This is a genomic window from Marinomonas aquimarina, from assembly GCF_900089755.1.
GTDB classification, from domain to species: domain Bacteria; phylum Pseudomonadota; class Gammaproteobacteria; order Pseudomonadales; family Marinomonadaceae; genus Marinomonas; species Marinomonas aquimarina.
The window spans coordinates 37,294-49,851 of record NZ_FLOC01000016.1 but is presented as its reverse complement, the minus strand read 5'-3'; the positions used below and the strand labels follow the sequence as shown (position 1 = coordinate 49,851).

The following is a 12,558-nucleotide window of genomic DNA, read 5'->3' as shown; positions in this document are numbered from 1 at the left end:
TCCGCGCGTTGGCCGTACGCAACTCTTCATCGTATTCCTCACATAATGCACCAGCTTATCTAATGGATTATTTATCTCTAAGTAGAGGAGAGAAGTACTATGGAAAAGATCTATGTGTTAGATACCAACGTGTTACTTCACGACCCAATGGCCATCTACGCCTTTGCGGAGCACAAAGTCGTCATTCCGATGACAGTACTCGAAGAGTTGGATGAGATTAAAGATCGCAGAGATAAAGACGTTAGCCGCGAAGCTCGCTTAGCCATTAATATCATCGACAAGATCGTCGACGACGCCTCTCCGAAAGACCTACAAGAAGGCGTTCCTATTCACAGCCCGGAATCGGAAAAAGTCGCCAAAGCCCATGGTACACTGGCGATCTTTCCGGACCAGCAAATCACCCATACGGACAATGTGCCGTTTCTAAACGGTAATCATCACCACGCTAACGATAACCGTATCATCAACGTGGCCCTAAGCCTGCAAGCGACCAACCCACGTGCTAGCGCTTGCCTCGTGACCAAAGACATCAATATGCGTATCAAGGCCAAAGGCTCAGGCTTGGAGCGCGTGGAAGACTATCGTAAAGATAAGGTACTGGACGATGTCGACCTACTCAACAAAGGCTATATCGCCATCGAAGGACGCTTCTGGGATACCATCAGTGAGGTCAACACCGAAAACCACGGCGTGCATACCGTGCATAAGATCCAGAAGTCGGAGCTTCCTGAAGAGCTTTACCTGAATATGTTTGTGGTCGACGATGAAGAGTTCGCCGGCTTTGTGGTGAACATTGATGATAAATACATTTACCTTATCGATGTGAACCGTGCCAGCTTGATGCATCAGTCCTTCTGGGGCATCACACCACGTAACCTTGAACAGGCCATGGCCTTTTACCTACTACGCCATGACAACAGCGACATGATGATTATGACGGGGCCGGCAGGCTCAGGTAAAACCTTGTTGGCACTGGCCTATGGTCTGCATGTGACCATGGAAGAGAAGCGCTTTAACAAGATCATCGTGGCCCGCTCAACACCACCACTAGCAGAAGACATTGGTTTCTTACCCGGTACCGAAGAAGAGAAAATGGCACCTTGGTTAGCCGCCTTTGACGATAACTTAGAGATCCTACACGGCAGTGATGAACACGCCGTGAGCAGCATTGATTACGTTAAACAAAAAGCCAACATTCAGTTTAAGTCACTCAACTTTATGCGAGGTCGCTCGTTTAATAACGCCTTGATCATTGTCGATGAGGCCCAGGGCTTAACGCAATTCCAGCTGAAATCCATTGTCACTCGCGTGGGCTCAAACTCTAAAATCATTGTCTTGGGGAACTTGGCCCAAATCGACAATAAGTACATCACGCCCCTAACTTCAGGTTTAACCTACCTAGTGGAGCGTTGCAAATCCTTTAAATACACCAGCATCATGCATGTGAATGGCATTGAGCGTAGCCGTCTAGCGGAATTCGCCGAAGAAAACCTATAACCTCCATGAGGAAAGCGCAGTCTGACTGCGCTTTCCATGCACCCGACGCCCTCGCCTTCTTAATTCCATAAAGATATATTAAATCGATTTAATAGTATTTTTAGGAATAAATAAAAGCTTGCTACCATGCCTTCTTCTTGGACTAAAGGACACGCACAATGGGTTGGGAAGGCTGGTTAACCTCTCTGCTAACCATAGCAGTACTGTTGACGCTTATTAAAACAAGTATCAAGCCACATATGGTCATGATGAGCGCCCTAGCACTGCTAAGCGTGTTAGGCATTCTGGACGCGAGCGAAGCCTTGGCTGGCTTTGCCAACCCTGGTCTGATTACGGTCTCGGCAATGTTTGTGGTCGCCGCTGGCATTCAGCACTCAGGTGGCATTGAGCTGCTGGTCAATAAGCTGCTTGGTCAGCCTCAAACTCTGAAAAGTGCCCTCCTGCGCGTATTCTTACCCGTGGTGCCACTGAGCGCCTTTTTAAACAATACCCCTGTGGTCGCCACCATGATCCCTGCGCTTATTTCATGGTCGAAAAAAACCGATATTCCCCCCTCCAAACTCCTGATTCCCCTGAGCTATGCGGCCATCTTAGGGGGTACCCTGACATTAATCGGTACCAGTACCAACCTAGTCGTCAATGGCCAATACCAGAGTTTGACGGGGACCGCAGGCTTTGGCTTGTTCGACATCACCTTGGTAGGCCTACCAGTAGCCTTACTGGGCCTAGTCGCCATGTATTTTATTGCCCCTGCGCTGCTGCCCAATCGACAAGAACAAAACCCGTTCTCTAACTTGCGCGAGTTTACCCTTGAGGTGTGTGTCAGCCCCGCGGGTCCATTGGTTGGCAAAAGTATTAAGCAAGCGGGCCTTCGGGACCTGAAACAAGTGTATCTGGTGGAGATCGAACGTGGCCATACGGTGTTATCGGCCGTGTCGTCCGATGAAATTCTCTATGGCGGTGACCGTCTGGTGTTTACCGGTGAATCGCAAAGTATTACCGAGCTGATGCGTATTCATGGTTTAGAAGCCCCCGCCCAGCTTGAGAAATCGTCTCTAGAAGATCCCCATGCAGGGCGTGTGCTGGTCGAAGTCGTGGTCTCTACCCACTGTGATGCCATCGGCAGTGATATTCGCGACGCCCAGTTCCGTAACCGCTACGGTGCGGTAGTGCTGGCGGTGGCACGCAACGGCGAGCGCCTGACCAGCAACCTTGGCAACATCAAGCTGCAAGCAGGCGATACCCTGTTACTCGAAGCGCGCCCAGCCTTTGTCAGCCGCCAGCAATACAATAAGGACTTTTTGCTGGTCAACAACATTGAGCAGGACATCCCCAACCATACGAAAGCCTCACTCGCTTGGCTGATTCTTGGCACAGCAGTGGCGGCAGCTGCCCTGGGCCTCACTTCCATGCTGAACGCCGCCTTGCTCGCAGCAGGGGGCATGTTGGCCAGCCGATGCCTGTCGATCAAACAGGCGGAAAAGAGCCTCGACCTGGGCATCTATTTAACCATTGCCGCCTCGTTCGCGTTGGGCAGTGCGTTACAGAAAACAGGGGCCAGTGAATATCTGGCCCACGCCATTGTCGACTTCAGTGCCGGCGATGCCTTGCTATTGCTGATTCTCACCTACCTCTGCGTATCGATTATGACAGAGATGATTACCAATAATGCGGCAGCGATTCTGATCTTGCCGGTGATTTTAGACATCACCACGCAGGCGAACTTAAATCCAGAGCCCTATATTTTTGCCATCATGATGGCGGTATCAGCGAGCTTTGCCACCCCCTTGGGCTATCAAACAAACTTGATGGTCATGGGGCCTGGCAACTACCGTTTTTCCGACTTTTTACGCATTGGCCTACCAATGAACCTCTTTATCGGAATCGCCACCATTACCTTACTGGCAAGCTTCTGGTCGCTAAGTCTGAGTACGCCTTAGCCATGGCGAGGCACAAAAAAAGCGGCTGATTAAGCCGCTTTTTAATTTGCTGAGTCGCCTGAAAAATTATTCAGATAGACCAGATAGAATTTCTTGCAGCTGCGCCGACAGCTCTTCGTTCACGAGTACACCTTTTTCAGTGTCGAAGTTGTCGTTGAAAGAAGGCACAGACAAGCTGCCTTTTAGATCCATACCGAAGAACGCCGCGGAACCGACCGCGCTCGCTAGCACACTGCCCGCACCACCAGGACCTGGAGACGTTGCTAGCAATACCGTTGGTGTGTTCTGGTACGCTTTCATATCGATACGAGACACCCAGTCATATAGGTTTTTGTAGACTGCCGCGTAGGAACCATTGTGCTCAGCGAAGGAAATGATCACTGCGTCCGCGGCACCGATTTTGTCAAAGAACTGCTGCGCTAGTGGGTGCATACCATTCTCTGTTTGACGCTCGATGCTGTATAGCGGCAGCTCGTAATCGTTCATGTCTAGGATTTCAATGTCCGCCCCTTTGTTTTCAGCAACTAGGTTCGCGGCATGGGTAACAAGCTGCTTGTTGATCGATGCTTTATGGTTTGTTGCGGCAAAGGCTAATACTTTCACGGTTAATCCCTCATATAAGTGTTTAACATACTGTCAAAATAACACGCGAATGAGGATGAAATATGTTCACAAATCACTCAAAAGTTAATGCAATATTTACTTTAATGCAATAGTCACGGCCGCTTGCGCATGGATCGCCGTGGTATCGAACAAAGGCACCTCAGTATCCGCTTGTGAAACCAGCATGCCAATTTCAGTACAGCCAAGAATCACTGCCTGTGCGCCCTGCGCTTTTAAGCTTTGAATAACACGTAAATATTCGGCTTTCGAGGCAGCGCTGGTGACGCCTAAGCAAAGCTCTTGGAAAATTACTTGATGCACCATTTGACGGTCGGCGTCATTTGGCACCATCACATCAAGGTCATATTTCGCACGCAAACGCCCCTTATAGAAGTCTTGCTCCATGGTAAACGCCGTGCCTAAAAGGCCGACTTTTGTCACGCCGGCTTGTTGCAGTGCCGCACCGGTGGCGTCGGCAACATGCAACAAAGGAATATTGATCGCGGCCTCAATATCGTCTGCGACTTTATGCATGGTATTGGTACAAATCAGCAGAAAGTCAGCACCCGCCGCTTCAACACTCTGAGCCGCCTGCGACAAAAGCTTACCAGCTTGGGGCCAATCGGCACTGCGTTGACAAGCTTCTATTTCGGCAAAATCGACGCTGTTTAAGACAATTTTCGCCGAGTGCAAACCACCCAAAGTCTGCTTGACTCCTTCATTGACCGCTCGGTAATAGCCTTGTGTACTTTCCCAACTCATTCCCCCAAGCATACCGATTGTCTTCATAAGTCATCGCACTCTTTTGATTAAGCTAAATAAGAGTTAACGATGAAAACATGCCTATCCGACATTCTCAACCGAGACATGCTCTCTCAGCTCTAACATCATGGCTAACTGACTTTGGCTGGACATGGTATAGGGGTTGAACTTGGTATCTGTTGAATACTTCAAGATGATCGGTGTGGTCACTTTTGACTCAGGCACATAGCCCACCGGCGGAACAATCACACCCGCTGAGCCAGACATGGGTTCGACTATCAGAATGGCCAACACGATAACCAAATTCTGAGTCAATTTATGGCCGTTGTTGGCGCTTGAAAGCAAGGCAGGGGGAGGTTGAAATGAACTGAAAGGGGTCTTTATGCGACCAAGTTGTTCAATATGAGACAGAATGTGAATATTCACTACAAAATAATGCAAAAAATTAGTATAAAAGTTGATCTCTCTCATCTAGAAAGCAACCAGTTCATCTGACAAGGAGTTAGCATTGAAGCATTGGATTCGTTTACAGATTGTCGCTCTCATGTTGATGGTCAATGCTCAAGCGCAGGCAGAAAGTATCGAACTTTATGGTATTCATTTCCCCCCTTATGCCATTGATTCCCATATTGTCCCGCCCTATAACACAGAACTACACGCTGATGGCATATATGGTGTCGACATTGAAATCATCCGTGAAGCCTATGCCAGCCAAGGGATAGATGTCAGCTTCAAGATGGGGGCTTGGAAGCGTATTATGCGCGATGTGGAGCAGGGACTGATTCTCGGCACCGCCTCGTGCCGCGCCATTACTTCTCGGGCCAATTTTAGTTATTTTTCAGACCCAGTCAGTTACTCCAGCATGGTCTTGGCCACGGCGAAAGATTTTCTCGGCCCCCAGTCACAACATTCATTAGATATCCTGCAGCAATATAACAATATTGTGAACGCCGGCTGGGCTCAAGAAGCCGTGTTAACCCATCACGGCATTAGCTACTCCGTCGTCAATGGCATAAGCCAGGGGGTGGCATTGGTACTGCATCGTAATCAAGACGTGTTTATGACGGATAAAGAGAGTCTGTTGTATGTGCTCGACCAGATGGAGGTGCGTGACCAGTTCAGTTTTTACAATATCAAGCACATCGACTACAAAACCTACGGTGTCTGCTTTAGTAAAAAATACCCTGATGCGGAGCGTTTATTGCATTCGCTGAATCAGGGTCTAGAGCGCCTTAAGGAAACCGGACGCGCTCAAGCTATTTACCAAAAATATGGCATCACTACCCCCTCCGCTGCCCCATAACTCAGGAAAGAGAAAACATGTTGGCTCTGAGAAAACGCTTATCGTACAAACAAACCAAATGGGCACTGCTACTGCTATTGATCATGGCGGTTTCTGTGAGCATGTACCATATCTACTCAGACTGGCAGGAAGAGAAGAACAATATCCATGAACGGGTCATCGGCACCCTAGAAATGGTGCAAAACGCCGCCACCGAGTCGGCCTATACGCTGGACAACAATCTGGCAGGGAAAGTCTTAGCAGGCTTGGCGCGCAGCAATATTTTCTATCGTATGCATCTGAGCGATGACCTAGGCAACCAAATGGCACTCTATCTGCGCCCTTTGACCGAAAAGCGCTTCAGCTGGATTTCAAACTACCTCTCGACAGAGCTTTCCCCAAATTATCAATTGGACCTGATTCGCGAAAACAGTATCGTTGGCCATCTGAAAGTCGAAGTCGATTACGCGGTGGTCACAGAGACCTTTATCAATCGAAGTATTCGCTTAGTGTCAACCACCCTCTTTGCCATCCTAGTGGTCGGTGCCGCCATGTTGACCCTGATTTATATTCAAACCTCACGCCCGATTTCACAGTTCATTGAGCGATTAAGCCTATTGGCGAAAAGCAAATCGACTCAAGGTGGCGTGTATTTTCCAGAATCTGCCCGCGATGATGAGCTCGGAGTTCTGGCTCAAACCTTTACCGCACTTTGGCATCAACGCCAGAACATTCAGGTTGAGCTGGAAAAACGTGAAGCCTATTTTCGCGCCGTGATTCATCAGTCACGGGAGTGCATGCTGCTAACCACACAGGATGGCCAAATCTTGGACTGTAATAACGCCGCACGCGAACTCTTGGGTTACAGCGAAAGCGATTTATTGTCGATGAATTTAAAAGCCATCGATGACACCTTTGATCGAGCCGAGCTGATTGAATGGGCGAAAAACTCGCTCGGGGAAGTGTCTACTTTTGAAACCCATTACCGCCGTCAAGACAGCACCCGTGTCCCTGTTGAAGTATGCGCCAGCATCATCAATTTGGACGAAATGCCACGCTATTTGGTCTCCGTTCGTGACATCACCCAGCGTATCAAAGACCAAGAGCAAGTGAAGTATCTGGCCTATTACGACGCACTCACCAACCTGCCCAATCGCCGACTATTGCACGACCGCCTCGAGAACGCCATCGAAGTATGTCGTGAACACGGCCACATCGGTGGCGTCTTGTTTATCGACCTAGATCGCTTCAAAACCATTAATGATTCCATGGGCCATCATGCGGGGGATCAGCTGCTAGTGGAGGTCTCCAAACGCATCACCAGCTTGCTGGCGCAAGGGGACAGTGCATCACGCTTAGGCGGTGACGAATTCGTGCTGCTGCTACCAGACCTATCCAACCACCTAGAAGAAGCACAGACCGAGGTATCGCACTTGGCGGAGCGCCTACTTGAGACCCTTAGCCAAGCGTTTATCATTCAAGATGTCGAGCTGTATGTCTCAGCCAGTATTGGCATTAGCCTGTTCCCGTTGGATCAATCCGATGGTATGCGCATTCTGCAACAAGCCGACACCGCCATGTACCGTGCTAAAGAGAATGGTCGCAGTGGCTTCCACTTCTATCGCAATGAAATGCAGCAATATGCTACCGACCGTTTGAAGATGGAAAAAGCCTTACACCATGCGTTGGAGCGAAATGAGCTGCGCTTGGTGTATCAGCCCCAGGTAAACAGCAAAGGTGAATTGATCGGCCTTGAAGCCTTGGTGCGTTGGTTCAGCCCAGAATTGGGCATGATCCCGCCTAATCGTTTTATCCCGATCGCCGAAGAAACCGGACTGATTGTGCCACTGGGGGAATGGGTACTGACCGAAGCCTGCCAACAGCTGCGTGCTTGGCAGCAAGTCACAGGTTTACCCGAGACGTTCAAATGTCTGGCGATCAACATCAGTCCCTATCAGTTTTCGCGCGAAGATTTTGTCGATCAAGTGCTCAAAGTATTTGAGCAAACCCAGGTGGACCCAAGCTATATCGACTTAGAGATTACTGAGAACATGCTGGTCGAGAACATCAAATCCGTGGCCGCCAAGATGCAGCGTTTAAGGCAGCATGGGGTGCACTTTTCCATCGATGATTTTGGCACCGGCTACTCTTCGCTGCGCTATTTAAAATACTTGCCACTCAGTCAGCTAAAGATCGACCAGTCTTTTGTACGAGATATCAGCGACGATCCAAACAGCTATGAGATCATCCATACCATTATTTCCATGGCCAAACATATGAAGCTGTCGGTGATTGCCGAGGGCGTGGAAACCCTGTTTGAAAAAGAGGTACTCACCAGCATTGGCTGCACACGCTACCAGGGTTACCATTTTTCCAAACCGTTGGAGAAACAGGCCCTGAATCTACAGCTGTTACAGTCCAGTCATTTCCCTCTCGAGGAAGCTCACACAGCAAGCTTAGAGTACCAGCCTGAGTAGCCCAGCCAGAGCGCGGCTTACCCAGCCACCCAGACCATCACGAACTCCGGTTGTTCGGTGGCAGGGTTAACCTGCTCACTGGCCACTTTGAAGCCTTGGCGGAGATAAAAGCCGATGGCCGCGCCATTGGCTTTAAAGACACTTAGGGTCAGACTATCCTGCTCTGCTTTCGCATGCTCTAGTAACTCTCGTCCGATGCCCTGAGATTGGTAGTCTGGTGCCACAAACAGAGCCGCTAAGGTATTGTGTCGCAAGGCATAAAAGCCCACCACTTGGCCCTCTCTTTCATACACATAGACCTGCGCCGATGGCAAATAGCCATCACGCATGGCGGACACTTGCTCCGCCCAAAAGTCTGGTGGCACAAAGTCATGCGCTTTGATCGAAGCGGTCAACCAAACACTTAACACTGCATTCCTATCTTCGACTTTGCACTCGCGTACGCCTTCCAATGCGCCCTCACCGAGTAAGCGGCTGACTCGATGTTTGGCTTTGTGTTTTACACTCTCATCAATACAAGAGGCCACCGCAATCAAGGCAGCACCGATCAAACTGATGTCATCGGTATAGCCCAAAAAAGGCGTTAAATCAGGAATCGCATCAATCGGGGTTAACAAATAACCGAGAGCACCGTAAATCGCCGTTTTATGGGCCAAGGTACAGTTTTTGTGCTCAGTGGCGTAATACAACGTAAAGGCTTTTTCCAAGCCCACCCGGCCAATCGAGCGTGCATAGCGTTTACACTTGCTCCAAAAGCCTTGCTCGTCATACGCCTCAGCGTATTCTTCTGCAACGTCATCAAGGTCGACCGGCGTCAACACCGGCAAGCTACTGTTGTCCTGTTGTTGGGGACGCTTTTTAAAGCCTAACTTTTCAAACACAACGACCACCTACTACCTAGGTTCTTGTACTGCTCTTAATCTTAGCCCATTGTGAAACAGAATCCGTGTTCTGCTTGTGCAAATTTTCCACATCTGACACTTATGCTTAGCGCCCTTTATCGCTAGAATAGCCACCATTACAACGATCTGATCGAACGAGAGAACCTAACCCATGAAATTATTGATCAAACTGATCCGTAACCTACTTGGTGGCATCATTGTGTTGGCAGACCTGCTGACTCGTGGTTTCAAAAAGAAACGCACACCAGAGCAACAACAAGCGGTCAATGAACAGGCAAAAGACCTAACCCTATACCATTTTGCCGCCTGCCCTTTTTGCACCAAAACGCGCCGTGCAATCTACAAGTTAAACTTGCCGATTGAAAAACGCAGTGCGGCACAAGGCTCGCCTTACCGCCAGGAGTTAGAAACGGGCGCCGGTCGTGTCAAAGCACCTTGTTTACGCATCGAAAAAGACGGTCAAGTAGAATGGATGTTCGAATCCAAAGAGATCGTGCGCTACCTTGAGCAGCGCTTCGCTTAACTGCAAAAAATATAATTAAAAAGCCCTGTCACGGTTTCGTGACAGGGCTTTTTTGTTTCTGGCTTTACCAATACGCTGATTTAGCAACTCCAACAGAATAGCATGAGCTTTCAGATGCAACCTCTAATGAGATTAATAGCGCCCATGTCCCACCATACCGTAGAACATACCGCCAAAAACCATAGAAAGCGCCATAAAAATAAATGACAGGATAATCATGGCTGGGATCGCCGCCAGCGCAAGTTTAATCAGAAAAACAACCATCGATAGAAATGGCATTTTCACATCAACAACTGTTACTTCTTGTTTTGAAGAATTATCTGACATAACAAAGGTCCTTTTAATATGGATTGGATAGTCTTCCAACAATACTGCAAAGGTGTTTCAGGACAAACAAAAATGCCCTATTGCAAGCAATAGGGCATTTGATAGGACACAAAACTTATACGGATTACTGCTGCACTGACTTCGCCAGTTCCGTGATCTCGTCCCATTTACCAGCCTTAACAAGGTCCGTCGGTACGATCCAAGAGCCACCGACACATAGCACGCTGTCTAGAGCTAAGTACTCTTTAAAGTTCTTTTCATTGATGCCACCCGTTGGGCAAAAACGAATTTGTGGTAATGGACCAGAAAACGCTTTCAAGGCTTTCACGCCACCATTCACTTCCGCTGGGAAGAATTTAAAGTGGTCGTAGCCGTGTTCAAGGCCTAACAAGATATCGGAAATGGTCGCTACCGCTGGTAGGTAAGGAATGTCGTACTCTTTACCCACTTTTAACAGATCAGGCGTCATCCCAGGGCTGATGATAAACTGAGAGCCCGCTTCCACTGCTTTGACGTATTGCTCACGAGAGCAAACCGTACCCGCGCCAACGATGGCATCCGGCACTTCTTGACGCAAAGCCGTGATCGCTTCCAACGCCGCGTCGGTACGAAGCGTTACTTCCAAAACCGGAACGCCCCCCGCCACCAAGGCTTTACCTAGGTTGACCGCTTGTTCCACGTCATCGACCACGATCACTGGCACCACTGGCGTTGCCGTCATCACTTGAGCGGCTGTGTAAGTTGTCATAGGTAAATCCTCTTTTGCTTAGTAGTCGTGCCAGTTACGGCCATCTTTGATTGGCAAAGCCATGGATGCCGCAGGGCCCCATGAGCCAGAAGCGTATTCTTTTGGACGCTCGCTGGTTTGGTTCCAAGCGGCCATGATGCCATCGACCCATTTCCAAGCCGCTTCTACTTCGTCGTAGCGCATGAACAGGGTTGCGTCGTCGCGCATCACGTCTAGCAATAGTCGCTCGTAGGCTTCTGGGCTACGTTTGTTGTGGAAGGCTTCGCTCAAACTTAGGTTCAAATCCACTGGCTGAAGGTTCATGCCTTCGCCCGCGCCTGGTACCTTGTTCATCACCGTTAGCGAGATTTTCTCTTCTGGCTGTAGACGAATGATCAACTGGTTACGCTGCAGCTGGCGGTTGCTTTCATCGTTAAAGATGCTGTGTGGAATCGACTTGTATTGAATCACGATTTCCGAGTAACGCTGACCAAGACGTTTACCGGTACGTAGGTAGAACGGCACCCCCGCCCAACGCCAGTTATCAATGTCAGCACGCAGCGCCACGAAAGTTTCCGTACGTGACTCTGGGTTAGAGCCTTCTTCGTCAAAGTAGCCTTTCACTTCTTTGCCGTTGATCATGCCTTTGGCGTACTGACCACGAACGGTTTTGGTGTAAGCATTGGCCCCTTCGATGGGACGCAGCGCTTTCAATACTTTGATCTTTTCATCACGTACTGAGTCGGCATCGTTACGACCAGGAGGCTCCATCGCCACCAAACATAGCAGCTGCACAAGGTGGTTTTGCACCATGTCACGTAGCGCGCCCGCTTTGTCGTAGTAGCCCCAACGGCCTTCTACACCGACCGTTTCAGAGACTGTGATCTGAACGTTATCAATGTGTGCACTGTCCCATAGCGGCTCAAACAGGGTGTTACCAAAACGGATCGCCAATAGGTTTTGAACGGTTTCTTTACCTAAGTAGTGGTCGATACGGAAGATTTGTTTCTCGCCAAAGTTTTGCGTCACTTCATCGTTGATCGCACGAGACGATTGCAAGTCGCGACCCAGTGGCTTCTCAAGCACCACACGCATGCGCTCTTGATTGAGACCTTGGTTTGCCAACGAAGAACAGATCGAACCGAATAGGTCTGGCGACGTCGCCAAGTAGAACACCACATCTTTGTCGTCCGCGCCCACATTCGCTTCATTGAAACGGGCAAAGTCTGACTCTTGCTGAGCGTCTACCGATACATAGCTCAAACGCTCTTTAAAGCGTGGCCAAGTTTTTTCATCACCGATACTCTTAGGGACAAACTCGTCGAGCGCTTCACGTACTTTCGCTTGGTAGTCTTCTGCGCTCATGTCTCGGCGTGATGCACCGATGATGCGAGTGTTTTTCGCCAGCAGACCATCTTGATCCAAATGATAGAGAGCTGGAAGAAGCTTGCGCATGGCCAAGTCGCCACCGCCACCAAAAATCACCACATCACAGGCTTTTAAACTTGCCTTCATCTT

The 12,558-nt window shown here is 49.3% G+C and carries 12 protein-coding genes; 5 read left to right on the top strand and 7 right to left on the bottom strand.

What is annotated here, in order from left to right; genetic code table 11:
- Positions 1-99 precede the first annotated feature (99 nt).
- Entirely contained in the window at positions 100-1,497 is a 1,398-nt protein-coding gene (locus tag MAQ5080_RS13175) for a PhoH family protein (RefSeq protein WP_067210962.1), read from the top strand.
- 158 nt (positions 1,498-1,655) lie between these two features.
- The gene (locus MAQ5080_RS13170) at positions 1,656-3,437 is read left to right on the top strand and encodes an SLC13 family permease (protein ID WP_067210959.1); all 1,782 of its coding nucleotides are present in this window, start codon (positions 1,656-1,658) and stop codon (positions 3,435-3,437) included.
- A 66-nt stretch (positions 3,438-3,503) separates the two neighbouring features.
- On the opposite strand, the gene MAQ5080_RS13165 is transcribed toward MAQ5080_RS13170, so the two are convergent.
- The 3 genes from MAQ5080_RS13165 to MAQ5080_RS17430 form a co-directional block, all read right to left on the bottom strand.
- Positions 3,504-4,040, bottom strand: coding sequence for an NADPH-dependent FMN reductase (locus tag MAQ5080_RS13165; RefSeq protein ID WP_067210955.1), 537 nt, complete (start codon positions 4,038-4,040; stop codon positions 3,504-3,506).
- A gap of 96 nt (positions 4,041-4,136) precedes the next feature.
- Positions 4,137-4,829, bottom strand: a complete 693-nt coding sequence (locus tag MAQ5080_RS13160) for an aspartate/glutamate racemase family protein (RefSeq protein WP_067210952.1) — start codon at positions 4,827-4,829, stop codon at positions 4,137-4,139.
- 54 nt (positions 4,830-4,883) lie between these two features.
- Positions 4,884-5,069 (bottom strand): hypothetical protein, encoded by a 186-nt coding sequence (locus MAQ5080_RS17430; protein WP_156496581.1) that lies wholly within the window; start codon positions 5,067-5,069, stop codon positions 4,884-4,886.
- Positions 5,070-5,310: 241 nt separating this feature from the next.
- Here MAQ5080_RS17430 and MAQ5080_RS13150 point away from each other — a divergent pair, with 241 nt between their 5' ends.
- Together MAQ5080_RS13150 and MAQ5080_RS13145 are read left to right on the top strand one after the other, a co-directional pair.
- A complete protein-coding gene (locus tag MAQ5080_RS13150; protein WP_067210946.1) occupies positions 5,311-6,105 on the top strand; it encodes a substrate-binding periplasmic protein in 795 nt (264 codons plus the stop codon).
- A 17-nt stretch (positions 6,106-6,122) separates the two neighbouring features.
- Complete coding sequence (locus MAQ5080_RS13145) at positions 6,123-8,561, top strand: putative bifunctional diguanylate cyclase/phosphodiesterase (protein ID WP_067210944.1); 2,439 nt, start codon at positions 6,123-6,125, stop codon at positions 8,559-8,561.
- Positions 8,562-8,578: 17 nt separating this feature from the next.
- Here the strand turns inward: MAQ5080_RS13145 and MAQ5080_RS17285 are convergent, their stop codons facing one another.
- Complete coding sequence (locus tag MAQ5080_RS17285) at positions 8,579-9,442, bottom strand: N-acetyltransferase (RefSeq protein WP_197464624.1); 864 nt, start codon at positions 9,440-9,442, stop codon at positions 8,579-8,581.
- Positions 9,443-9,614: 172 nt separating this feature from the next.
- On the opposite strand from MAQ5080_RS17285, the gene MAQ5080_RS13135 reads away from it, so the two are divergent.
- Positions 9,615-9,986 carry a glutathione S-transferase N-terminal domain-containing protein gene (locus MAQ5080_RS13135; RefSeq protein WP_067210941.1) on the top strand — a complete coding sequence of 124 codons (372 nt, stop codon included), beginning with the start codon at positions 9,615-9,617 and terminating at the stop codon, positions 9,984-9,986.
- Positions 9,987-10,118: 132 nt separating this feature from the next.
- On the opposite strand, the gene MAQ5080_RS13130 is transcribed toward MAQ5080_RS13135, so the two are convergent.
- The 3 genes from MAQ5080_RS13130 to zwf form a co-directional block, all read right to left on the bottom strand.
- On the bottom strand, positions 10,119-10,313 hold the full coding sequence (locus MAQ5080_RS13130) for a hypothetical protein (protein WP_067210938.1): 195 nt from the start codon (positions 10,311-10,313) through the stop codon (positions 10,119-10,121).
- 124 nt (positions 10,314-10,437) lie between these two features.
- A complete protein-coding gene (locus tag MAQ5080_RS13125; protein ID WP_067210935.1) occupies positions 10,438-11,061 on the bottom strand; it encodes a bifunctional 4-hydroxy-2-oxoglutarate aldolase/2-dehydro-3-deoxy-phosphogluconate aldolase in 624 nt (207 codons plus the stop codon).
- A gap of 18 nt (positions 11,062-11,079) precedes the next feature.
- Complete coding sequence (zwf, locus tag MAQ5080_RS13120; protein ID WP_067210932.1) at positions 11,080-12,555, bottom strand: glucose-6-phosphate dehydrogenase; 1,476 nt, start codon at positions 12,553-12,555, stop codon at positions 11,080-11,082.
- Positions 12,556-12,558 lie beyond the last annotated feature (3 nt).